The sequence below is a fragment of the Arthrobacter sp. D3-18 genome (assembly GCF_054408525.1).
This window is the reverse complement of record NZ_CP096440.1, coordinates 1,351,009-1,372,909: the sequence shown is the minus strand read 5'-3', so window position 1 is coordinate 1,372,909 and position 21,901 is coordinate 1,351,009. Positions and strand designations below refer to the sequence as shown.

General features: G+C 62.1%; 22 protein-coding genes and 1 tRNA gene. 9 read left to right on the top strand and 14 right to left on the bottom strand.

Annotation, left to right across the window (positions count from 1 at the left end; all coding sequences use genetic code 11):
- Positions 1 to 104 precede the first annotated feature (104 nt).
- The 5 genes from rplA to M1D89_RS08385 all read right to left on the bottom strand — a co-directional run bounded on the left by rplA (position 105) and on the right by M1D89_RS08385 (position 2,927).
- Complete coding sequence (rplA, locus tag M1D89_RS08405; RefSeq protein WP_011775608.1) at positions 105 to 812, bottom strand: 50S ribosomal protein L1; 708 nt, start codon at positions 810 to 812, stop codon at positions 105 to 107.
- A gap of 147 nt (positions 813 to 959) precedes the next feature.
- Positions 960 to 1,391, bottom strand: coding sequence for a 50S ribosomal protein L11 (rplK, locus tag M1D89_RS08400; RefSeq protein WP_011775609.1), 432 nt, complete (start codon positions 1,389 to 1,391; stop codon positions 960 to 962).
- A 130-nt stretch (positions 1,392 to 1,521) separates the two neighbouring features.
- Positions 1,522 to 2,379, bottom strand: coding sequence for a transcription termination/antitermination protein NusG (nusG, locus tag M1D89_RS08395; RefSeq protein WP_498649749.1), 858 nt, complete (start codon positions 2,377 to 2,379; stop codon positions 1,522 to 1,524).
- A gap of 113 nt (positions 2,380 to 2,492) precedes the next feature.
- Positions 2,493 to 2,774 carry a preprotein translocase subunit SecE gene (gene secE, locus M1D89_RS08390; protein ID WP_498649747.1) on the bottom strand — a complete coding sequence of 94 codons (282 nt, stop codon included), beginning with the start codon at positions 2,772 to 2,774 and terminating at the stop codon, positions 2,493 to 2,495.
- Positions 2,775 to 2,854: 80 nt separating this feature from the next.
- Positions 2,855 to 2,927 (bottom strand) — tRNA-Trp (locus tag M1D89_RS08385).
- A 252-nt stretch (positions 2,928 to 3,179) separates the two neighbouring features.
- Here M1D89_RS08385 and M1D89_RS08380 point away from each other — a divergent pair.
- The gene (locus M1D89_RS08380) at positions 3,180 to 4,409 is read left to right on the top strand and encodes a pyridoxal phosphate-dependent aminotransferase (RefSeq protein WP_498649745.1); all 1,230 of its coding nucleotides are present in this window, start codon (positions 3,180 to 3,182) and stop codon (positions 4,407 to 4,409) included.
- Between the two features lie 112 nt (positions 4,410 to 4,521).
- Here M1D89_RS08380 and M1D89_RS08375 read toward each other — a convergent pair whose 3' ends face one another.
- Both M1D89_RS08375 and M1D89_RS08370 read right to left on the bottom strand, forming a co-directional pair.
- Positions 4,522 to 5,196: a LuxR C-terminal-related transcriptional regulator gene (locus M1D89_RS08375; protein WP_498649741.1), complete on the bottom strand. Its 675-nt coding sequence runs from the start codon at positions 5,194 to 5,196 to the stop codon at positions 4,522 to 4,524.
- The gene (locus M1D89_RS08370; protein ID WP_498649738.1) at positions 5,193 to 6,803 is read right to left on the bottom strand and encodes an ATP-binding protein; all 1,611 of its coding nucleotides are present in this window, start codon (positions 6,801 to 6,803) and stop codon (positions 5,193 to 5,195) included. Before M1D89_RS08370 ends, M1D89_RS08375 begins: the two co-directional genes overlap by 4 nt.
- Before the next feature lie 125 nt (positions 6,804 to 6,928).
- On the opposite strand from M1D89_RS08370, the gene M1D89_RS08365 reads away from it, so the two are divergent.
- The 5 genes from M1D89_RS08365 (at position 6,929) to M1D89_RS08345 (ending at position 11,258) form a co-directional block, all read left to right on the top strand.
- Positions 6,929 to 8,590, top strand: coding sequence for a PspC domain-containing protein (locus tag M1D89_RS08365; protein WP_498649736.1), 1,662 nt, complete (start codon positions 6,929 to 6,931; stop codon positions 8,588 to 8,590).
- A gap of 1 nt (position 8,591) precedes the next feature.
- Positions 8,592 to 8,966, top strand: coding sequence for a hypothetical protein (locus M1D89_RS08360; protein ID WP_498649734.1), 375 nt, complete (start codon positions 8,592 to 8,594; stop codon positions 8,964 to 8,966).
- Positions 8,967 to 9,015: 49 nt separating this feature from the next.
- On the top strand, positions 9,016 to 9,264 hold the full coding sequence (locus M1D89_RS08355; protein ID WP_017200254.1) for a PspC domain-containing protein: 249 nt from the start codon (positions 9,016 to 9,018) through the stop codon (positions 9,262 to 9,264).
- A gap of 201 nt (positions 9,265 to 9,465) precedes the next feature.
- The gene (locus M1D89_RS08350) at positions 9,466 to 10,491 is read left to right on the top strand and encodes an ATP-dependent 6-phosphofructokinase (protein WP_498649732.1); all 1,026 of its coding nucleotides are present in this window, start codon (positions 9,466 to 9,468) and stop codon (positions 10,489 to 10,491) included.
- A gap of 17 nt (positions 10,492 to 10,508) precedes the next feature.
- Positions 10,509 to 11,258 (top strand): GNAT family N-acetyltransferase, encoded by a 750-nt coding sequence (locus tag M1D89_RS08345; protein ID WP_498649730.1) that lies wholly within the window; start codon positions 10,509 to 10,511, stop codon positions 11,256 to 11,258.
- A 106-nt stretch (positions 11,259 to 11,364) separates the two neighbouring features.
- Here M1D89_RS08345 and M1D89_RS08340 read toward each other — a convergent pair whose 3' ends face one another.
- The 7 genes from M1D89_RS08340 to M1D89_RS08310 all read right to left on the bottom strand — a co-directional run bounded on the left by M1D89_RS08340 (position 11,365) and on the right by M1D89_RS08310 (position 17,370).
- Complete coding sequence (locus M1D89_RS08340; RefSeq protein WP_498649728.1) at positions 11,365 to 12,882, bottom strand: DHA2 family efflux MFS transporter permease subunit; 1,518 nt, start codon at positions 12,880 to 12,882, stop codon at positions 11,365 to 11,367.
- Positions 12,866 to 13,495 (bottom strand): PadR family transcriptional regulator, encoded by a 630-nt coding sequence (locus tag M1D89_RS08335; RefSeq protein ID WP_498650921.1) that lies wholly within the window; start codon positions 13,493 to 13,495, stop codon positions 12,866 to 12,868. The genes M1D89_RS08340 and M1D89_RS08335 overlap by 17 nt, the downstream gene beginning before the upstream one ends.
- A 109-nt stretch (positions 13,496 to 13,604) precedes the next feature.
- Complete coding sequence (locus tag M1D89_RS08330; RefSeq protein ID WP_498649726.1) at positions 13,605 to 13,997, bottom strand: ankyrin repeat domain-containing protein; 393 nt, start codon at positions 13,995 to 13,997, stop codon at positions 13,605 to 13,607.
- Positions 13,994 to 15,079, bottom strand: coding sequence for a CAF17-like 4Fe-4S cluster assembly/insertion protein YgfZ (gene ygfZ / locus M1D89_RS08325; RefSeq protein WP_498649724.1), 1,086 nt, complete (start codon positions 15,077 to 15,079; stop codon positions 13,994 to 13,996). The genes M1D89_RS08330 and ygfZ overlap by 4 nt, the downstream gene beginning before the upstream one ends.
- Before the next feature lie 22 nt (positions 15,080 to 15,101).
- Positions 15,102 to 15,821 carry a flavodoxin family protein gene (locus M1D89_RS08320; RefSeq protein WP_498649722.1) on the bottom strand — a complete coding sequence of 240 codons (720 nt, stop codon included), beginning with the start codon at positions 15,819 to 15,821 and terminating at the stop codon, positions 15,102 to 15,104.
- A 49-nt stretch (positions 15,822 to 15,870) separates the two neighbouring features.
- Complete coding sequence (locus M1D89_RS08315) at positions 15,871 to 16,470, bottom strand: nitrobindin family protein (protein WP_159733525.1); 600 nt, start codon at positions 16,468 to 16,470, stop codon at positions 15,871 to 15,873.
- 165 nt (positions 16,471 to 16,635) lie between these two features.
- Positions 16,636 to 17,370 (bottom strand): permease, encoded by a 735-nt coding sequence (locus M1D89_RS08310; RefSeq protein ID WP_498649721.1) that lies wholly within the window; start codon positions 17,368 to 17,370, stop codon positions 16,636 to 16,638.
- 260 nt (positions 17,371 to 17,630) lie between these two features.
- Here M1D89_RS08310 and M1D89_RS08305 point away from each other — a divergent pair, with 260 nt between their 5' ends.
- The 3 genes from M1D89_RS08305 to M1D89_RS08295 all read left to right on the top strand — a co-directional run bounded on the left by M1D89_RS08305 (position 17,631) and on the right by M1D89_RS08295 (position 21,894).
- Complete coding sequence (locus tag M1D89_RS08305) at positions 17,631 to 18,329, top strand: winged helix-turn-helix transcriptional regulator (protein WP_018776718.1); 699 nt, start codon at positions 17,631 to 17,633, stop codon at positions 18,327 to 18,329.
- A gap of 240 nt (positions 18,330 to 18,569) precedes the next feature.
- Positions 18,570 to 19,541: a mycothiol synthase gene (gene mshD / locus M1D89_RS08300; RefSeq protein ID WP_498649718.1), complete on the top strand. Its 972-nt coding sequence runs from the start codon at positions 18,570 to 18,572 to the stop codon at positions 19,539 to 19,541.
- A 103-nt stretch (positions 19,542 to 19,644) separates the two neighbouring features.
- Positions 19,645 to 21,894, top strand: a complete 2,250-nt coding sequence (locus M1D89_RS08295; protein WP_498649716.1) for an RNA degradosome polyphosphate kinase — start codon at positions 19,645 to 19,647, stop codon at positions 21,892 to 21,894.
- The last annotated feature ends 7 nt before the right edge of the window (positions 21,895 to 21,901 follow it).

Genomic DNA, 21,901 nt, shown 5'->3' with positions numbered 1-21,901 from the left:
CACAGCCTACGGCTCTCCCCTTGTGGTGAACAGGGAAAAGGGCAAGAAAAAGGACCGCCCGGCAAACCGGACGGTCCTTTTTTCAGAGCAAGTGCTCGCGAAGCTTACGCGTCGACGAGGACCTTGGTGACGTTCGGGTCAACGGTGATGCCCGGACCGAACGTGGTGGCAACGGTAGCCTTCTGGATGTAGCGGCCCTTGGAAGCGGACGGCTTCAAGCGAAGTACCTCTTCCAGTGCTGCTGCGTAGTTCTCAGCCAGCTTGTTGACGTCGAAGGACACCTTGCCGATGATGAAGTGTAGGTTGGAGTGCTTGTCGACCCGGAAGTCGATCTTGCCACCCTTGATGTCGTTGACAGCCTTGGTGACATCCGGGGTAACCGTACCGGTCTTCGGGTTCGGCATCAGGTTACGCGGGCCGAGGACCTTACCGAGGCGGCCAACCTTGCCCATGAGGTCAGGGGTTGCCACTGCGGCGTCGAAGTCGGTCCAGCCGGCTGCGATCTTTTCGATCAGGTCATCGGAACCAACGAAGTCGGCGCCGGCAGCGATAGCTGCTTCAGCCTTGTCGCCGGTTGCGAAAACGAGGACGCGGGCGGTCTTACCGGTGCCGTGGGGCAGGTTGACGGTGCCACGAACCATCTGGTCGGCCTTACGCGGGTCAACGCCAAGGCGGAAAGCGACCTCAACGGTTGCGTCGAACTTGGAAGGATTGGTGTCCTTCGCGAGGGTGATGGCCTCGATCGGGGCGTAGACCTTGTCTGCCTCGATCTTGGCTACGGCTGCCTCATATGCTTTGCTGCGCTTTGCCATGCTGCTATTTCTCCTTGTGCAGTTGTGGTCTGCGGACCGCGCTGGGCCCTGCCACAAGTCGCGGATCCGGCAAGGATCCTGCGACATTTCAATGTTTCAGATGCCGGTTGCCCGGCGGGTGAAGGCCACAAGGGCCTTCGAAGGTTACTAGCCTTCTACGGTGATGCCCATGGAGCGGGCGGTGCCTGCGATGATCAGGGCAGCTGCCTTGATGTCGTTGGCGTTGAGGTCTTCCATCTTGGTGGAAGCAATTTCCTCGACCTGTGCCTGGGTCAGCTTGGCAACCTTGACGGTGTGCGGGGTAGCCGAACCCTTGGCGACGCCTGCAGCCTTCTTAATGAGCTCTGCAGCCGGCGGGGTCTTGGTGATGAAGGTGAAGGAACGGTCTTCGTAAACCGTGATTTCAACCGGGATAACGTTTCCGCGCTGGGATTCCGTTGCAGCGTTGTACGCCTTGCAGAATTCCATGATGTTGACACCGTGCTGGCCAAGCGCAGGACCGATCGGCGGAGCCGGGTTAGCGGCACCTGCCTGGATCTGCAGCTTGATGAGGCCGGTGACCTTCTTCTTGGGAGCCAATGTAGGGTCCTTCTCTCAATAGCTTCCTGGGACACAGGAGCGCGTCCCAGGTTGGTGGCCGCCATGGCGAGGCGACCGGCCGCTCCCGAACTGCTAAGCAGGCAGGACTGGAGCGAAATTTTGGAATCAGCTAGATCTTGGTGACCTGGTTGAATGCGAGCGTCACCGGGGTTTCGCGCTCGAAGATCGAGACCAGAACCACGAGGGTCTGGGACTCGGGCTTGATCTCGGAGATCGTAGCCGGGAGGGTCTCGAACGGACCTTCCTTGACGATGACCGACTCGCCGACCTCGAAGTCGACGGCCACGGGAGCTTGGTTCTGCTTGTTGACGGGCTTGCCCTGCTCTGCCTGCTCTTCTTCGAAGACCGGGGCGAGCATGGAGAAGACCTCATCGAGCCGCAGCGGGACGGGGTTGTGGGCGTTGCCCACGAAGCCGGTGACACCCGGCGTGTGGCGAACGGCGCCCCAGGAAGCGTCGGTCAGGTCCATGCGGACGAGGACGTAGCCGGGGATGCGCACGCGGTTGATGACCTTGCGCTGCGCATTCTTGATCTCGACGACCTCTTCCATGGGCACCTGGATCTCGAAGATGTAATCTTCCATGTCCAGGGTCTGGATGCGGGTCTCAAGGTTGGCCTTCACTCGGTTCTCGTAACCGGCGTAGGAGTGGATGACGTACCAGTCACCTTCCTGGCGGCGCAGCTTGGCCTTGAACTCCTCAGCGGGATCTGCCGGTGCTGCAGCAGCAGCGGCTGCCAGGTCGTCGCCGTCGGACTCTTCCTCGTCGCCGGCAATCCCGTCCGATGCGTCATCAGACTCGGCGTCCACGTCAGCTTCGAAGTCCTCTTCGGATTCGTCGGCGTCGGCAGATTCGGGCGCAGCGGAATCGACCTCGGACTCTTCCACGACAATAGCCGTGGCGTCGGCTGAGTCCTCGGCGGATCCGCCCAGCTCAGTCTCGTTTACCTCGAGCTCCTGCTCAGACACTTGGTCTCCTGCTTCCTCATTGCCTAACATGCCTATTTAAATGGCTCAATTCCGCAAACCCCGCAAAATCCCTGACTAATCAAGGAATTCACACAGTTTGCGGACAGATCCGCTTAGCGGTCCCCAGCCCCCGTGCCACCGAAGACCCAGCTGGCTCCCGTCCCGAAGGCGATGTCCAGAAGGCTGACGATGAGCATCATGATGGCTACGAACACCAGCACCACGAGCGTGTAATTGATCAGTTCCTTGCGGGTGGGCGCAACGACCTTCTTCAGTTCACCAATCACCTGGCGGACGAAGAGTGCAATACGGGCGAAGAAGCCGCGATCGGCTTTCTTGGCGGGACGGCCCTTCGAGCTGCTGGCAGCTGTTTCGGTCACCTGGTCCTCACTCACCTTGCAAAGTCGTTGACCCGACTCTGATCAGAGCCATGGTTGCTGCGCGTGCCCCGGCGTTTCCGCCGGAACAGCTTGCGCAGGGCAGACAGGACTCGAACCTGCAACCTGCGGTTTTGGAGACCGCTGCGCTACCAATTGCGCCACTACCCTATGGATCGAATCCATGTTTCAGGCCGCACTTCAGCCTGTGGTGCTTTTCAACACCGGTGAACCAGTCTACGCAAGAATTTCGCGATAGTCGAACCGGCCCGATTCCGGACCTCCCAGCCCTAAAAGCCTGTGACCAGCATTATCAGTCACAAAGTTCTGCAGGCACCCGGGAGCTCCGCAGAACAGCATAAGGTAGTTTACGTCGAATCCCATCATCCAGCCCTCGAGCTGCCTGCGAAGAACGGTATATAGATGTCTGCCGGAACAACTACCGCCCGCATTTCACAGCGAATCTCCGCCATTGCAGAATCCGCCACCCTTGCCGTTGACGCCAAGGCCAAGGCACTGAAGGCCGCGGGACGTCCCGTGATCGGTTTCGGTGCCGGCGAACCTGATTTCCCCACCCCGGACTACATCGTTCAGGCCGCGATTGAGGCAGCGGGCCAGCCGAAGTACCACCGATACTCCCCGGCCGCCGGTCTCCCGGAGCTGAAGAAGGCCATCGCAGAGAAGACCCTGCGCGACTCCGGCTACCAGGTTGACCCTTCCCAGGTCCTGGTGACCAATGGCGGCAAGCAGGCCGTCTACAACACGTTCGCAACCCTCGTGGATCCGGGCGACGAAGTCATCATCCCCACTCCCTTCTGGACCACGTACCCGGAAGCCATCCGGCTCGCTGGCGGCGTGCCCGTTGAGGTCTTCGCCGGACCGGAACAGGGCTACCTGGTGACCATCGAGCAGCTTGAGGCTGCCGTAACGGACAGGACCAAGATCCTGTTGTTCGTTTCCCCGTCCAACCCCACTGGCGCTGTTTACAGCCCGGAGCAGGTTGCGGAGATCGGCAAGTGGGCCGCGTCCAAGGGCCTCTGGGTTGTCACTGACGAGATCTACGAGCACCTGACCTACGACGGCGTCGAGTTCACCTCCATCGCCACTGCCGCACCGGAACTGGGCGACAAAGTTGTCATCCTCAACGGCGTTGCCAAGACGTACGCCATGACCGGGTGGCGCGTGGGATGGATGATCGGCCCTGCCGACGTCATCAAGGCCGCCACCAACCTGCAGTCCCACGCGACGTCCAACGTCTCCAACATCATGCAGATCGCAGCCGCAGCAGCCCTCACGGGTCCGCTGACCGCCGTCGACGAGATGAAAGTTGCTTTCGACCGACGCCGCAAGGCCATCGTCGCCGGCCTGAACGCGATCGATGGTGTTGAATGCCCGACGCCGACAGGCGCCTTCTACGTCTACGCGGACGTGCGCGGCCTGTTGGGTAAGGAATTCGAGACCTCCAACGGTCCCGTCCGCCCGGAGACCTCAGCTGAACTCGCCACGCTCATCCTCGATGAGGTTGAAGTAGCCGTGGTTCCGGGCGAGGCCTTCGGTCCTTCCGGCTACGTGCGCTTGTCCTACGCACTCGGCGATGACGACCTCGCCGAGGGCGTCCGCCGCATCCAGGAGTTCCTGGGCAAGGCCAAGTAGCAACCAGCCAACGCAAACGCTCTTCCACCTGTGACAGGTGGAAGAGCGTTTCCGTTTAAGGCGCGGGAAGTGAGAGAGCGATCGGGAAAATCCAGCGGAAGGTGAGAGATCGTTAGAGGAGGCGACGCTCGGCCGCCCATTTGGTGAGTTCGTGGCGGCTGGACAGCTGGAGCTTCCTAAGGACTGCCGACACATGTGTTTCCACCGTCTTGATGGAGATGAACAGCTCCTTGGCCACCTCCTTGTAGCTGTAACCCCGGGCAATGAGCCGCATGACTTCGAGTTCGCGGGCAGAGAGCTTGTCCAATTCGTCGTCGGCGATGTCAGCGGGAGCGGTTCCGAAAGCATCCAGCACAAAGCCCGCCAAGCGGGGAGAGAAGACGGCGTCGCCATCGGCCACGCGAATGACGGCGTCGGAAATCTCCTTGCCGGAAATGGTTTTGGTGACGTATCCACGTGCTCCGGCCCGGATAACCGACACCACGTCCTCGGCGGCGTCGGACACGCTCAGGGCCAGGAAGCTGGTGTTGGCAAGCAAAGCGCCGGAGCCGGCAATGACTTCACGTCCGCCACCGCCGAGGCCGCCGGGAAGGTGCACGTCCAGGAGCACTACTTCAGGGCGCGTCGCGGCTATGACGGAAATGGCCTGTTCCACGGTTCCGGCCTCGCCCACCACATCCATGCGTTCGTCGAGGTCCGCCTTCAAACCAGAGCGGAAGATGGTGTGGTCGTCCACGATAACCACGCTCACCCTGCGGCCGACACCACTTTCAGGGCTGTTGTTCATTGCTTCGCTTCTCCATTCCGCTGTTCGGCATTCCGCTGCTCACCATTCCGCTGTTCGCTGGCGTCCGGACTTATTGATGGAAGGGCCAATCGGACTTCCGTCCCATCGCTGCTGCTGTTGATGACCGCCGTGCCGCCGTGCCGCTTCATCCGGCCGATGATCGACTCCTTGACACCCAGCCTGTCATCCGGGACAGCATCCGGGTCGAAGCCCGGGCCACGGTCCTTGATGAAGATCTCCGTACTACCGGCGGTGCTCTCCAAGTACACGGATACCGTTCCGCCGCCATGCCGGGCCGCATTGAGCATGGCCTCCCTGGCGGCCTGGACCAACGCCTCGTGCCGGTCCGTCATGTCGGTGTCCCCTACAGTGACTACCTCCACGGCATGCCCATGGGAGTCCTCCACTTCCGCTGCGACAGCCTTGATCCTGTCTGCCAGAAGGCCCGATTCCTTGGCCGGATCACTGAAGAGCCAGGACCGGAGTTCGCGTTCCTGGGCCCTTGCAAGCCGGACGACGTCCTGCTCGGAGCCTGCCCTGCGCTGGATGAGCGCCAGGGTTTGAAGCACGGAGTCGTGCAAGTGGGCAGCAATCTCCGCGCGTTCAGTTTCACGGACCCGGCCGGCGCGTTCTGTTTCGAGGTCCTTCCAGAACTTCAGTCCCCACGGCAGCAGTACCAAGGCAACGCCGCCCAAGACAGCGACCGAGGCAAGCAGCGCCAACCACGTCTGCTCCCACGACCCCGAACCGGACACCATCACCAGGACGCCGGCCACCACCAAGGCCAAGCCCGCTGCCAAGCGCGTCCAGCCGCCGGCCTGGTCGGCCTTGGTCTTATCCACCAGGCCGGCCCTGCGGGTCTCATCGAGCTGCATCCAGGCAATCGCTGCGCCACCGAGAATGGCGGCGGCCGGAATGAGTGTGCCCAAAGGGACGTCGACGCCGAACTGGCGGGCGATCAGGATCGCAGCAACCAAGAGCAAGGCTGCGCCGAGCAGGATTTCCTTGCCGTACTGGATCTTGCGGAACGTGAACCAAGACGACAAGGTACTTCCACTGTTGGCTGCTTCGTCCCTGGATCCTGCCCAGTCGCTGGAGCCGGCCCCGGCCCCGGCCCGGGATCCGGCCCGGCTCCGTGATCCTGCCCAGTCCCAGGATGACCCTGTACTGCCAAAGGCGGCAGGTTCGGCGACCGGCCCGGCGCCTGCATCTCCGAGGACAGAACGGTTTCCCGGGACAGAACGGTTTCCCGGGACAGAACCCAACACCGGAGGTGCGCCGGCCACCGTCGGCGAGGGTCCGGCGTCGTACGCTGGCGCCGCGGAAGGGCCGGGGGCCACGGAGGTGGGCGGGAGGCTCACCGCAGGAGCAATGGGCGACGCCGGGCGGCGGGCGTTGCGCTTGGCGTTCTCGTCCGCGGTGGGAACCATGGTCCACAGCCATGCGTAGAAGGCCACGCCTGCTCCACCGGCGAAGCAAGCCAGAATCATGCCCAGCCGGACGAACTTGACCGGCCAGCCCAAATGATCGGCCAAACCGCTGCATACGCCCGCGATCATGCGGTCGCTGCTGCGGACCAGCGTGGGGCGTTGCACAACGGTTGTCATGTACCAATCCAAACACGGATCAGGGTGCCCCGGACCGGAAAACGGCGTTGTTCGGGGGTCCCTCAGGGATCAATCAGGGTATCCCCCAGTAGAGGGAAGGATGGCCCGGGCGGCAGGATCGAAGTATGAACGCGAACAGCATGAACCCAGAGGAACCCGGAACGCCAGGCACCGCCGGCGAATCCGGCTCCAGCGCCAACACTGGCGCTTCCACCGGCGCCCCTGGCACCACGTCTGGTGCCACGTCCGGAGTCCCTGGCGCCACGTCCGGGGCACCTTCGGGGGCCACTTCGGGGGCATCCACTGAATCCGGCGCTCCCTCGGGAACCGGTGCCGCCAGCGGTGGTTATCCGCAAGCCGGCGGCGCGCCTGCAACCGCTCAGCAGAACTTCTTCGACTGGATCCGTAGCCAAGGCATCCGCCGGGGACCGGACCGTTGGATCGGCGGCGTCTCAAGCGGGGTGGCCCACCGGTTCGGCATCGACCCCCTGATTGTGAGGGGAATCTTCATTGTCCTGGCGCTCTTCGCCGGCGTCGGCGTGCTGCTGTACGGCGTGGCCTGGGCGCTCCTGCCCGAGCCTGACGGCCGCATCCACGTGCAGGAAGCAGCCGCGGGCCGATGGTCAGGGGGCATGACCGGTGCGCTGATCACCACCATCATCGGCCTCCCGAGCCTGGGCCGCGGATTCTGGGGCTGGGGCTGGGATGGACTCCCTGGCCTGTTCTGGACGCTCTTCTGGATGGGTGGCGTCTTCTACCTCATCTACTTCCTGGTTCAACGCAACAAAGCTTCGAAGGGAACTCCACCTGTGGGCCATCAGAATTACTCCGCGACGCCCTATTCCGCAGCATCCGGCAGCACAGCTGCCTACGGTACGCCCACGTCATTCGCGTCCACCACGACCACCGGCACCAACACCGGAGTGCCTGTCTACGGCAGTGGCCAGGCTGGCAGCAAAACCTACGGAGCTCCTTCTACAGGCGGCGCCTATGGCCCTGCGGGTGTCCACGGCTCCGCTCATGGCCACGGCTCCGGGCCGGTTCCCCCGGCAGGGCCGTTCGGCCCTTCAGGACCGTCGACGCCTTCCGGTCCGCGTCCTCCTTACGGTTCCACTCCCCCGCAAGGGTGGCAGCCCAAGCCCGCTGCTCCCAAGCGCAGGGGTCCGGGGGCGGCGATCGTTTCGGTCTCAGCCGGTGCGGCACTTCTTGCCGGCGGCACGTTGAAAGCGCTCGACGTCGGAAACGTCATTGATCTGGGCAACTCGGGCAACGCCGTGGTGTGGGCTACAGGTGCCGCCGTACTCGGCTTGGGCATCCTCATCGCGGGACTTCGTGGGCGTACGTCAGGATTCCTTGGCTTCCTTGCGGTAGCCGCCCTGATCATTGGCGGAATCTTCAATGTGGTCCCCAGGGACGGCGACCGCTTCACCTTCCATGACGTGAACTGGGCGCCGACCAGTCTGGAGCAGGCACGGCAAGGCATCGATGTTACCGGGGCACAAGGTGTGGTGGACCTGACCGAAATCACCTTGACACCCCCGCTGGTTTCCGAGGTCCTGATTCCGGTTGATGCCACAGCCAGCAACGTCACCGTCGTCATTCCCGATGACGTCCCCGTGGAGGTCAGGGCAGACATGACATTCGGCAACCTCAACGAACGTGGCACGGACCGAGGGGGCCGGTTGCAGGACGAGAGGACGCTCTACAACACCGAAAAGCCCGGAGCCAACCTCGTGGTGGAAATCGACGGCACGTTCAGCAACGTGACCATCCAGGAAGGAAACTGATATGAGCATCAACGAGCCCAGGAAAGCACGCGAAGCCCAACCGACCGAACCACTGCCCAAGGAGACCCGCCCCACGGAAGCCCTTCCCAAGCCGAGCCTCCAGCAGATCCCGCTCACGCCACCGTTGGAACCCAGCTTCCGGGTTGAGCACGCGGACGACGACGAACCCCGGCAGGCACGGATAGGCACCGTGGTGTGGGGATTGATTGTGATCGCCCTCGCAGCCTTGATCGTCATCTCGACACTCGGCTGGGTCACGCTGAACGGTACGTATGTCCTGATCGGCCTGATGATCGGCGCGGGTGCGGCGCTGGTGGTCGGCGGTCTCCTGTCCGCCCGTAAAGGTACAAGGACATCAAAGAGCCCGGCGAAGTGAGTGGAAGCAGCAACGTGACAAAGCAACCGCAACAGGGAAGGGTGTAGCCATGGACAAGTTCTTCAGCATCGTCAGGGGCTTCGGCCTGAAGCGTGGTCCGCAACGCTGGCTCGGCGGAGTCTGCGGCGGAATCGCAGCGAAGCTCAGGGTCGACGTAGCGTACGTCCGGGTCGCTTTCCTGCTCTTCTGCCTACTGCCCGGCCCCGCATTCGTGGTCTATATCCTGGGCTGGCTCATCTTGCCGGACCAGAACAACAAGATCGCGCTCGAATCCTTCATCAGCCAACGTTCCCGGTAGTTGCCGGTTACGAATCAGCCGAAAACAATGGAACGCCCCGCCTTTTGGCGGGGCGTTCCATAGTTTTCAGCCAGGTTTCCAATACCGCACGGCCCGGGGCAAAAGTAACCGTTTGTGTCCCACCCCACATGCGCGTCTACAATCATTGGGAGCTCAGCGTGGCGCTCTGCACGTATTCCTCCAAGCCATGAGTGAGCAAACATGAAAATTGGCATTCTTACCAGCGGTGGCGACTGCCCCGGCCTCAACGCAGTGATCCGGGGATCAGTCCTCAAGGGCATTGCCATCCACGGCCAGGAGTTTGTGGGCTTCCGCGACGGCTGGCGCGGTGTAGTTGAAGGTGATGTCATCGACATCCCCCGCACCATGGTCCGCGGTATCGCCAAACAGGGTGGCACCATTCTGGGCACCTCCCGCACCAACCCGTTCGAAAACGGCGGTGGCCCCGACGTCATCAAGGCCCACATGGAACGCCTTGGCATCGACGCAATCATCGCAATCGGTGGTGAGGGAACACTGGCAGCTGCCAAGCGCCTCACCGACGCGGGCCTGAAGATTGTTGGCGTCCCCAAGACCGTGGACAACGACCTCGATGCCACTGATTACACCTTCGGTTTCGATACCGCCGTGCAGATCGCCACTGAGGCCATCGACCGGCTGCGTACCACGGGCGAATCCCATCACCGCTGCATGATCGCCGAAGTCATGGGCCGCCACGTCGGTTGGATCGCTTTGCACGCCGGCATGGCAGCAGGCGCCCACGCCATCCTGATTCCGGAGCAGAAGGCAAGCATCGAGCAAATCACTGAGTGGGTCCAGGAAGCCCACGACCGTGGCCGTGCGCCGCTGGTGGTGGTTGCCGAGGGCTTCGTCCCGGACCACATGGAGTCCCCGCACTCCGAGCGCGGCCTGGATACCTTCGGCCGTCCCCGTCTTGGCGGCATCGCCGATCAGCTGGCACCCGAAATCGAAGCGCGCACGGGCATTGAAACCCGGGCCACCATCCTCGGCCATATCCAGCGTGGTGGCGTCCCCACCGCCTACGACCGCGTCCTGGCGACGCGCTTGGGCATGGCAGCCATCGACTCCGTGGTGGAAGGGCGCTGGGGAACCATGGTGGCCCTGAAGGGTACGGACATCTCCCACGTAGGCTTCGAAGAAGCACTCGGCAAACTCAAGAGCGTGCCGCAACACCGCTACGACGAAGCGTCTGTGCTGTTCGGCTAGTCGGCTAGGCTGAATCCATGACTCTAGAGCCCACGTCTGCTGCCATCATTCAGCTGGCGTGGGCTCGCCGTTTGGGGCTCGACGACGACGCTTTCGCCACCGCAGCTGACCGGCTCACCGCTTCTGCGGCAGACCCAGGAGACCCCGGCAACCGTATAGTCCGCGTGGATGAATCTGCGCGGGCCTTGGTTTTCCTCCGCCTTTTTGGCGTCTCGGCGCTCGTGGGACCGCAATGGGCACTCGATAATGCTGCAACAATCCCTGACACCCAACTCGCCCAACACGTGACGCTGTTGACCATCACGCGATCACACGGCGGACATGGACTTGGCTCCTCGGCCTTGTTCTTTGCAGACGACCTACCGCTCCAGCAGCCCTCCGACGAACTTACGGTTTCGCAGGGCAACCCCGAAGCAATCAGCCTGGAAGGTTTGTGCCCTCCGGATGACGTCAATGAGGTTGGCCTGCAAGGGCTCGAGCATCGCTTCACCATCATGCACCCCGAAGAGGACCAGCCGACGCCCGTGGCCTGCGGCGCCTATTCCGAGTGGGAAGGCATCCTGGCCAATATGGGCGTCCTGGTTGCGCCTCCCTGGCGACGGCGCGGCTTGGGCACCCTGGCCGCGTCCATCGCTGCGCACGAGGCCTTGGCATCCGGGCTGACCCTTCAATGGAAAGCCGATGTCAGCAACACCGGAGCTCTCGCGATGGCCCGCAGCCTTGGCTTTGCCACGGGCGGGCTCCACGCGAGCGTACTCCTCGGCTAAAGAGGAACCGAATTGGCCCGGCTTTGGGCAGGTAGAGGCTGGGAACAGTCCTTAAACAGGGCAGGACCAGCCCAAAAGTGGGCTGGTCCCGACACCGAAAAAAATGCTACTTCCGGACAGTTTCCTGTGTTGCCTGTTCTTCAGCGGCTTTCCCGCCCCAACCTCTGACCGACTTCGATTTGCCAAAGAACAACGCCACCACGGCACCCAGCAGAATCGCACATGCGGGCAATAAGATGGACTGGCTCATCGCCGTCGAGAATCCTGCGTGCAGCGCTTCCGGCAACACTCCGCCCATGGCGGCTTCGCCCACAGGAGCCCCCGCGGGAGCTGCGGGCAACTCCGCCGCGAGCCGCGACTGAATGAGGGCTGCGATGGCAGCCGAACCGAGAACAGCCCCAATTTGGCGCGTGGTGTTGAAGACGCCGGAACCTGCCCCTGCCTGACGTGGTTCCAGGTTGCGGGTGGTCGCGTTGGACACCGGCCCCCAGATGAAGGCGTTGGCAACGCCCTGCAGTGCGCTGGGCAGCAGGAACATCCAGATGGGAGTATCCGGCCCCAGAAGCGACGCCGTCCAGAACAATGCCCCGGCCAGGCAGACGAGGCCGAAGGATGCGAACCAGCGCGGGTTGGCACGGTCCATAAGCTTGCCTACGAACGGGGCCAGCGCACCCGAAATAACGGCCATGGGAATCATCAGCAACGCAGACTGCGTAGGCGTCAGGCCTCGCACGGTCTGGTAGTAGAAGATGGTGGGCAGCGGGAAGGCGGTCACCGTGAACCCAACGGCCATGATGGTGGTGTTGCCCAGGGAGAAATTGCGGTCCTTGAACAAGCCAAGCGGCAGCAGGGGTTCCCCGCCGCGGCGTTCAAGGAGCCACTGCCAGGCGACAAACAGCACCAGGACTACGAGTCCCGTGATGATCAGGCCCCACACGGAAACGAAGCCTGTGACCGTTCCCCATTTGTACGTTTGGCCCTCTTGGATGCCAAAGACCAGCAGGAACATACCGACGGCGGACAGCACCACTCCCACGACGTCGAACGTGTGGCTGTGCGTGGTCAATTTCGGCACGAAACGCATCACCAGGATGAAGGCCACGATCCCGATGGGGACATTGACGAAAAAGATCCACTCCCAGCCGAGGCTGTCCACCAGCAAACCACCGAGGATCGGTCCGATCAGCACAGCCATGCCGGCCGTCCCTCCCCACAACCCCATGGCTGCACCACGGCGGTCCGGAGGGAAGATGCGCGTTATTACGGCCATGGTCTGCGGAGTCATCATGGCGGCACCCAAGCCTTGGACTGCCCTGGCAGCGATCAACATGGTGACGTCGCCGGAGAGTCCGCACCACAGCGAGGCGAGCGTAAAGACGACCAAGCCGATCAGATACAGGTTCTTGGGCCCGAAGCGGTCACCCAGCCTGCCAGTGATCAGCAAGGGCACTGCGTAGGCCAGCAAGTAGGCGCTGGTGACCCAGATGACGGCGTTGATGTCGGTGTTGAGGCCCTCCATGATCCGAGGATTGGCCACCGACACAATAGTGGTGTCGATGAGGATCATGAAGAAGCCCACCACCAATGACCACAGGGCGGGCCACGGCTTAGTTACGTTTTCCAAGGGATTCCTTTGGCTTGTATGTAAGTTCACTTGGAGTGGACCGGGGTTCATCCCAGGGCAGGCGCCCGTTGCCCAACTCCTCAAGGAGTTCGCGGATCCACGCGATCTCCGTTCGGCGCATTGCTTGTTGATACGTGATGTCGATCCAGTACTTGCGATCAAGCCCCTTGGCCGTCACGGTTGCCTCGGCATGAACGAGGAAGTCGAGATCGGCGCCGAGGGCTACCAGCCGCTCCGCCAGCAGGTCCTTCACAACATCCGCGGGAAGGTTATGGGCTTCGGCGATTGCGTGGGGAAACACGGGGTATTCGTTGACGGGCGTGGAGAGCATGCCTTGGAGTCGCGCGTTAAGGGCGTCATGTCCTGCGGCGGTAATCCGGTACGTCGTCCGTTCGGGACGGTTGCCTTCGCGTTCCGTTCCTGTGGCCTCCACAAACCCGCTTTCCGCCAGCCGGCCCACTGCGTGATAGAGCGTACCGGGGCGGACTTTGACGAGGCGGTCTTCATGACGTGCCATCAACACTTGGTACATCTCGTAAGGATGCATGGGTTCCTCTGCCAAGAGCGCCAGTGATGCGACGCCGAGCGGCGTCAATTCCGCGAATTTGGCCACGACAACGCCCTTTCCCATCAGATACTCCACAACAACTATTCCACGTGGAGTATCTAGGCGCAAGAAAGCCCGATCGCTGTGACCGGGCTCTCTTGGGGTTGCCTAAGTGTTACCCCAGGAGGGCTTGAATCTCTGATCTGGCGAACATCGAGGCGGCTTCGCGCGCCGTGGGAGTTCCGGCGTCGGGATCTGCTCCAGCATCCAGCAGAACCCGGGCCACACCTGTGTATCCCTTGAAGACCGCTCCGGCGAGTGGAGTTTGTCCCCGATCATTTGCGGCGTTCACGTCAGCACCGTGATGGAGGATGAGCTGCGCGGCTTCCTCGTGACCGTGGTAGGCCGCCAGCATCAGCAGGGAGTCGCCAGCGGCATTCGTCAGCGTGGCAGGAGCGCCGGCGTTCAAGTAGCCACGCAGCAGTTCAGTATTACCTTCGCGGGCAGCATCGAACAAGGCGTGTGCCAGTGCCAACGTTTCGTCGTCGGGGCCTGTGGCTTGGGTCATCGGTGGGGTCCCTTCAGGAATCCGGTCTGGCGCCCGACAACCTGGCCGGCGTCGGGGGCGACGATCACTTCCTGGGCTGCGATGTAAGGCTCCTCACCGTCCATCACCGTCAGGGTTTCCTCCGCCGAAACGGACCGCTTGATCACGGCCAAAGCAACGGGTCCCATTTCAAAGTGCTGCGCCACCGATGTCAGAGTACCTACCTTGCGCTCCCCGGCAAATACGACACTGCCGACGGCCGGCAGCGTGTGCTGTGATCCATCAAGCTGAAGGAACACGAGGCGCCGGGGCGGGTGGCCAAGGTTGTGGACACGCGCTATGGTCTCCTGTCCCTTGTAGCAGCCCTTGTTCAGGTGCACCGAGGTCCTCAAGAGATCCAACTCGTGGGGAATCGTCTTTTCATCAGTCTCGGCACCAAGGCGTGGCCGCCACGCTGCAACCCGCAGGGCATCTGCCGCCATGGCGCCTGCCAAGGCAAGGCCTTCCACGGATTGTTCCAACCCGGTGGCCGGTACAAGGTACTCGAACCAAGGGCGTTCAAGCCCAGGATGCGATTCCTCGGGGACGATGCTGTACGCGTATCCCCCAGGGCTGACGTGCGGCCATGGATCCTCCCACACCAAGCCGCCGGACAGCTGCTCCACCGGCTTGGTGGCGCCCAACACGGCCCACTGCTCCGAGACGTCCTCGATCTCGACGCGGAGCATGAACTTCATCCTGTTCAACCACTCAGCAAGTGGCGCGGCCTCGGCGGTCTCACCGATCAACCAAGTGGTGCTGCCGTCGTCAATGACGCGGGCATCGAACTCGATGCGGCCTTGGACGCTGAGCAGCAGCAGTTCGCTGGCGACCCCCGGCTGGAGATTGGTGAGCTGCTGGGACGAGAGTGTGTTCAGCCAGCTGAGCCGGTCCGGGCCGGTCACGGTCACCACGCCACGGTGCGAAAGATCGACGACGGCGGTACCGGTTGCCAGGGCGCGCTGCTCACGCAGTGGTTCACCGTAGTGGGCCGCAACGCCGGCATCGAGGCCGGTATCTTCAACGGCACCAGGGCGCGACAACAGGGGGCTCTTGTAAGTCATATGTAGTAGAAGTCCTTGCGGGTCAGCGGTATTCCGGGTTTTCGAAATCGAATCGGGTGCCCGCTTTCCATTCCTCCGGCAGGTTGCCGTAGGCAGGAATTCCGCCGGCATCCCGCAGGAGCTTGGCCATGTGGAGCAGGTTCCACGTCATGAAGGTGGCGTTCCTGTTAGTAAAATCACTCTCCGGCCCGCCCGATCCTTCATCAAGATAGCTGGGTCCGGGTCCCACCGGGCCGATCCACCCGGCGTCGGCCTGGGGCGGAATGGTGAAGCCGATGTGCTGAAGGCTGTACAGCACGTTCATGGAACAGTGCTTGATGCCGTCTTCGTTGCCGGTGATGAGGCAACCACCTACTTTGGGGTAGAACGCCCATTGACCCTTGTTGTTCAGTTCACCCGAGTGGGCATACAACCGTTCAATGAGTTTCTTGGTCATGGACGAGTTGTCGCCCAACCAGATGGGCCCGGCAACCACAACGATGTCGGCGTCGCGGACATCCGGGTAGATCCCTGGCCATTCGTCGGTCTTCCAGCCGTGCTCGCGCATATCCGGATACACACCACTGGCGATGTCGTGGTCCACTGTCCGGATGAGGCGGGTACTGACGCCCTGCTTCTCCATGATGTCCCGGCTGATTTTGATCAGGCCATCGGTGTTGCTGAGCTGCGGCGAGGGCTTCAGCGTCCCATTGAAAAAGACAGCCTTAAGCCCGCTGTAGCCCTCCGGTTTGAGGTTGTTCACTATCTGCTCCTTCTGCTGGTTGCCGTGGAACGTACAGTGAGGCCTCGGGTCAGGACACCTTGTGGAGGAATGCCGAGGCGTGCGCTTCGAGAGCCTTGCCGCTGGCAGCGACGTCCCAGCGCCACAAGAGGTTGCCATCAACCAGACCGAAGATGCGGGTGGCCGCCGTGTACTCCTTGGAGTGGCTTCCACGCATCACCATGTCGGTGCTCAGCTGGATCTGGGGTCCCTTGATCTGGCCGTAGTAGAGCTCGGTGATTCCGCCGGGGTGGGAGATCGACACCGAAATGTCGAAGCCGCCCTCCTTGTTGCGACGTTCCTCGACTTCGTCAGCTGTCTTGAGGACGGGGACGATGTCGGCCGGGATCAGGCCGGGGCCGCCGTCGCCCTCTTCAAGCTTCCGCTCCAAGGCCCAGAAGCCTGTTTCAACGGTCAACGGGCGGAGCTTTTCGCCGGCGTCGTCACTGAGCCAGGTTTCGGCCCGGTACTGCAAGTACGGGAGCCCGTTGTGGGTGAAGGACACGTGCTGGACGAAATGCTCGGAATCCTCGTCTCCGCTGCCGAGCCGGCCGCGGCCTTCCCACTCACCAATGAGCCAGGAAAGAGGAACGAGTTCAGGCGTCAGATCTGTTGGGATCTCAATAGGCACAACGATTACCTCTGTCGAGCTGCAGGATCAGAAGGTTACTTCTGGCCCTTGAAAAGGCGGTAAACGACAAATCCCGCAAACCATGCCATGGCGACGCTGGCCAGGCCAAGGAGGACGAGGAAGAAGATTTCAAATGCGAGTACAGACATGATGCAATCCTAACCGTTAGTAGATGAGTAGTTTGTCTATGAAGTAAGCCACGGCCCCCACAGCCCAAACGGGCGCTACGCCCATTCCTATTGCTGCCGGGATGTTCAGGCGCCCCCGCCGGAGGGTGGTCATCCGCCGGAAGCACACCAGGACCGATCCCACCACCACGCCAACCAAAGCGGCCGGAAGGACGGCGATATCGGAGAAAACAAGACCCGCCAGCGGACCCATCAGTCCAGCCATGACAACGCCGAGCGGAGCCACGATCCGGTCCGGCCAGCGGATGATTCCCACCAGCAGGGCAACCGCGGCGCTTAGTCCGGCCACCAGGACCATTTCCTTGACGCCGTTGAACCGTGCACTGGCGATCCATCCCGCGCCAAGGCAGTTCAGCAGCACACCGGCAGAGCAGCCGAGGGTGGATTCCAAGCGTTGGGCCTGCCCGGTGCCCCTGACCAACTGGACCACGAACACTGCCATCACACCCAGAGCCACGAATGCGGGTGTACCGTCCAGGAATCCGGGCGCCGGCATATAGGCCGCAGTCACGGCAGATCCCGCGCCGGCGAGACCAATGACAGCGGCCAGCGTTTTCTTGGCCGGGACAGCCAGGAAATGCGGCCAGCCGATCCCGACAGCCGCTGACGCCATGATGCCTGCACCCACCATGGCTTCCCGGGAAACGAAGGTGCTGGCCACGATGGCTGCGAGCGCCACGAGTCCGAATACCCCGATGCTCCAAGACTTCACTGTGTGCCGACCTCAATCCGATGCGCCTTACGACCTCTCGACAATCCTGCCTTAAGCCGACCCAATATGTCGTAATTCCAGCGCTTCCCCGTCACGAATCCATGTGTCGTAAGGCACTGATGGGTATACTCAGACTTCAACAGCGCACTGTGTTTGCCGCGATCCCGTTACAACGGGAGAGGCTGCCAATGCGCTGTGACCGACCGGTGAGACTCCGGTTTCGACGCCCGATGATGCGCGTACAGCCCATTGGAGGAACTATGTCGCACATCCTGCTCCTAACGAACAGCACCGGCTCTTCGGTGGACATTTTGCCTGCCTTGGAGTTGCTGAACCACCGCGTGCACATCCTCCCGGCAGAACCCACAGCACTACTCGAAACTGATCCCACGGATATCGTCTTCCTGGATGCCCGGAAGGATCTGGTGGGTGCCCGCTCACTGACCCAGTTGTTGAAGGCCACCGGCCTCAGCGCGCCGCTCATGTTGATTCTCACAGAGGGCGGCATGGCTGCTGTCTCCTCAGCCTGGGCAGTGGATGACATTGTGCTGGACTCCGCCGGGCCCGCCGAGGTAGAGGCCCGCATCAGGCTGGCGATGGCGCGCGCCGTCCCCGGCGAAGAGGAAACCCAAACCGAAATCCGGGCAGCCGGCGTCGTGATTGACGAGGCAAGCTATACCGCTCGAGTCAGCGGCCAGCCACTCAACCTGACGTTCAAGGAGTTCGAACTCCTGAAGTACCTGGCTCAGCACCCTGGCCGGGTCTTCACCCGCCAGCAGCTGCTGACTGAAGTGTGGGGCTACGACTACTACGGAGGCACCCGGACAGTGGACGTCCACATCCGGCGGCTTCGGGCCAAGCTGGGTGTGGATCACGAGAACCTGATCAGCACAGTCCGCAACGTTGGCTACCGGCTCACCCTTGTCCGCCTCCCGGACGATGAGTTGTCCGAAGCCTGAGCGGCAATCCGGACAGATGAAGCAAAATAAAGAAGAGGCCGGGATCCACACGGATCCCGGCCTCTTCTTCAATTCTTGGTGGAGGACATACGGGTCGAACGTATCGAGGCCACCCCACTGGTGGATCCCCCCTGCGCTGACTCACGAACAAACCGCAAAGCCGAACGAGATATTGAGACTACCTCCCATTTCCAGTGACATCAAATCATCAGGGTTGCACCGGACGTATAGCCTTGCATCATGAGTCACGCGCACCCGGAAAACTGGCCCGTACTGATCATTGCCGGCGCTTTGGACACCGAACTCCTGAGGGACGTCAAGTCTCTCGCAGCAGCCGCCGGGGAGTCCGACGGGAATCCGCCCTTCTCCGAACAGACCTTCGTCATGCTGCGCGGAGCGGACTCCGGCGAGCATTCCGTCTTGTCCTTCGTCCTGTACGCACCGGACGAAGATTCTGATCCGGCCACCGGAGAGGATCTGGCGGGCGTCGCCGTCGTCGTCGAAAGCGAAGACGGAAGCGGTGTCCTGGAGTTGGCCGTCCACCCCAGCTACCGCAACCAGGGCGTTGCTGGAAGGCTACTGGGCGCCCTGCAGGGCAAGCGGGGCATCGACGGATTAAGCGCGTGGTCACACGGCAACCATGAGGCCGCCGCCGAGTTGGCCACGCGTTTCGGTTACGGTCCCATGCGCGAACTGTGGAAGATGCGATTGATGTCTTCAACCGCTGCACTCCCCGACGCCGGACTCCCTGACGGTGTTTCGATCCGTGCCTTCGTTCCGGGCCAGGATGAGCAGGCGTGGCTGGCCGCCAACAGGGCTGCGTTCTCCCATCACCCCGAACAAGGATCCATGACACTGGCGGACCTCGAGGCACGGAAGGCCGAAGATTGGTTCGATCCTGAAGGCTTCCTGTTGGCCGTGAACGCTGAAGGTGAGCTGCTGGGTTTCCACTGGACCAAAGTCCACCCCCGGCAAGGTCCCCACCCGGCCATCGGGGAGGTTTACGTGGTGGGTGTGACACCGGCAGCGCAAGGTTTGGGTCTTGGCAAAGCCCTCACGGTTGCGGGCATCAAGCACCTCCAGGACCAAGGACTGCATGCCGTGATGCTCTATGTTGATGCTGACAATGAGGCAGCAGTAGCTCTATATCAGAAGCTTGGCTTTGTACGCTGGGACACCGACGTGATGTATGGGCCTTTAACCAAAAATTAACCTGACGGGATGACTTGCCGGAAAGCCGGTGACATCTTGGATTCGAGCACCGAAATTGCTTGTAATGTGGGAGGAAACCCCGTCCTGAGCTTAGGAGAACCCCATGCAGCCGGACCCCGTCGGCACCGCCGGATCCACCTCGAAGGGTGCAACCCTGCCCCCACGCTTCGGATCATCGGAAGTGCCGGCCTCGCGAGCCACCCAGGACCGCATCGATATTCCGGAATTCGCGCCTAGCCTGGAGCCCGAGGGCGACATCTCCCCGGATCGCTTCCTGGACCGCGAGCTGAGCTGGCTGGCCTTCAACTCCCGCGTGCTGGAACTCGCCGAAGATCCTGACCTCTTCCTGCTGGAACGTGTCAATTTCCTCTCCATTTTCGCCTCCAACCTTGACGAGTTCTTCATGGTGCGCGTGGCTGGCCTCAAACGCCGCATCGCCACAGGGCTCGCCGTGCCCTCCCCCGCAGGACTGAGTCCCATCGAGGTGCTGGAACAGATCAGCGAAGAGGCCCACAAGCTGCAGGAACGCCATGCCCGGGTCTTCGCCGAGCAGATCCGTCCCGCGTTGGCCTACGAGCACATCCACATCATGCACTGGAACGAACTGGACGAGGATGCCCGCCACCGGATCAGCATCATGTTCCAGGAGAAGGTCTTCCCCATCCTGACGCCGCTGGCTGTTGACCCTGCGCACCCCTTCCCCTACATCTCGGGCCTCTCCCTCAACCTTGCGGTGATCGTCAGCAACCCGATCAGCGACAAAGAGCTCTTCGCCCGCGTTAAAGTTCCCGATCAGCTGCCCCGCCTCATTTCCGTGGACGGACCGCGCGCCGGCGCCATTCCCGGCCGCGTAGCCCGCTTCATCGCCTTGGAAGAAGTCATCGCTGTCCACTTGGACAAGCTTTTCCCCGGTATGGAAGTCCTGGAACACCACACCTTCCGCGTCACCCGTAATGAGGACCTTGAAGTAGAAGAGGACGACGCCGAGAACCTCCTGCAGGCCTTGGAGAAGGAACTCCTGCGCCGCCGGTTTGGCCCGCCGGTCCGCCTCGAAGTCACCACCGATATCAACCCGAACATCAAGGCACTACTGATCCGTGAACTGGGGGTTGAAGAGTCCGAGGTCTACTCCGTACCTGCACCCTTGGACCTCCGTGGTTTGTCCGCCATCAGCGGCATCGACCGCGCCGATCTCCACTACCCCAAGCACGTTCCCCACACTTCCCGGTACCTCAACGAGTCGGAAACGTCCAAGGCCGCAAACGTCTTTGCCGCGATGCGCCGCAGGGACATCCTCCTGCACCACCCGTACGACTCCTTCTCCACCTCCGTCCAGGCCTTCCTGGAACAGGCTGCAGCGGATCCCAAGGTGCAGGCCATCAAGCAGACCCTGTACCGGACCTCCGGTGACTCCCCGATCGTTGATGCTCTTATTGACGCCGCGGAAGCAGGTAAGCAGGTCTTGGCCTTGGTGGAGATCAAGGCGCGCTTTGACGAGCAAGCCAACATTTCCTGGGCGCGAAAGCTCGAACAAGCGGGCGTCCACGTGGTGTACGGCATCGTGGGCCTGAAGACCCACTGCAAGTTGTCCCTGGTGGTCCGCCAGGAAGTGGACGGACTGCGTCGCTACTGCCACATCGGTACAGGAAACTACCACCCGCGCACAGCCCGCTATTACGAAGACCTTGGCTTGCTGACCGCCAACGAACAAGTGGGAGAAGACCTCTCCAAGCTGTTCAACCAGCTCTCCGGCTACGCACCCAAGTCAACGTTCAAGAGGTTGCTCGTGGCACCACGCTCGGTACGCGCAGGCTTGGTGGACAGGATTGAAACCGAGATCCGCAATGCACGCGCCGGCGTCCCGGGCTTGGTGCAGATCAAGGTCAACTCGATGGTGGACGAAGCCATTATCGACGCCCTCTACCGGGCCTCGCAGGCCGGTGTGAAGGTAGACGTCGTGGTCCGCGGCATTTGCTCGCTGCGTCCGGGAGTGCCGGGGCTTAGCGAAAACATCACGGTGCGCTCCGTGCTGGGCCGCTTCCTGGAACACTCACGCGTCTTCGCTTTTGGCAACGGTGGCGAGCCCGTAGTGTTTATTGGCTCGGCCGACATGATGCACCGCAACCTGGACCGCCGCGTGGAGGCACTGGTGCAGCTCGCCAGCAAGGAAGACACTGCAACGGTGATGGACTTGATGCGTCGCTACGTTGACGACGGCACGGCCAGCTGGCACTTGAACGATAGTGGGCACTGGACCAGGCACCATTTGGACGAGGACGGCAAGCCATTGCTGGACATGCAATCCTGGCTTCTGGCTTCCCGCTCACGCCAACGCGCTGCGGCCCGGCGGTAAGGACCCA

Coding starts and splice junctions, on each gene's coding strand:
- rplA (WP_011775608.1), bottom strand. CDS start 812: ATGGCAAAGCGCAGCAAAGCATATGAGGCAGCCGTAGCCAAGATCGAG.
- M1D89_RS08380 (WP_498649745.1), top strand. CDS start 3,180: ATGTCTGCCGGAACAACTACCGCCCGCATTTCACAGCGAATCTCCGCC.
- M1D89_RS08375 (WP_498649741.1), bottom strand. CDS start 5,196: ATGAACAACAGCCCTGAAAGTGGTGTCGGCCGCAGGGTGAGCGTGGTT.
- M1D89_RS08370 (WP_498649738.1), bottom strand. CDS start 6,803: ATGACAACCGTTGTGCAACGCCCCACGCTGGTCCGCAGCAGCGACCGC.
- M1D89_RS08365 (WP_498649736.1), top strand. CDS start 6,929: ATGAACGCGAACAGCATGAACCCAGAGGAACCCGGAACGCCAGGCACC.
- M1D89_RS08360 (WP_498649734.1), top strand. CDS start 8,592: ATGAGCATCAACGAGCCCAGGAAAGCACGCGAAGCCCAACCGACCGAA.
- M1D89_RS08355 (WP_017200254.1), top strand. CDS start 9,016: ATGGACAAGTTCTTCAGCATCGTCAGGGGCTTCGGCCTGAAGCGTGGT.
- M1D89_RS08350 (WP_498649732.1), top strand. CDS start 9,466: ATGAAAATTGGCATTCTTACCAGCGGTGGCGACTGCCCCGGCCTCAAC.
- M1D89_RS08345 (WP_498649730.1), top strand. CDS start 10,509: ATGACTCTAGAGCCCACGTCTGCTGCCATCATTCAGCTGGCGTGGGCT.
- M1D89_RS08330 (WP_498649726.1), bottom strand. CDS start 13,997: ATGACCCAAGCCACAGGCCCCGACGACGAAACGTTGGCACTGGCACAC.
- ygfZ (WP_498649724.1), bottom strand. CDS start 15,079: ATGACTTACAAGAGCCCCCTGTTGTCGCGCCCTGGTGCCGTTGAAGAT.
- M1D89_RS08305 (WP_018776718.1), top strand. CDS start 17,631: ATGTCGCACATCCTGCTCCTAACGAACAGCACCGGCTCTTCGGTGGAC.
- mshD (WP_498649718.1), top strand. CDS start 18,570: ATGAGTCACGCGCACCCGGAAAACTGGCCCGTACTGATCATTGCCGGC.
- M1D89_RS08295 (WP_498649716.1), top strand. CDS start 19,645: ATGCAGCCGGACCCCGTCGGCACCGCCGGATCCACCTCGAAGGGTGCA.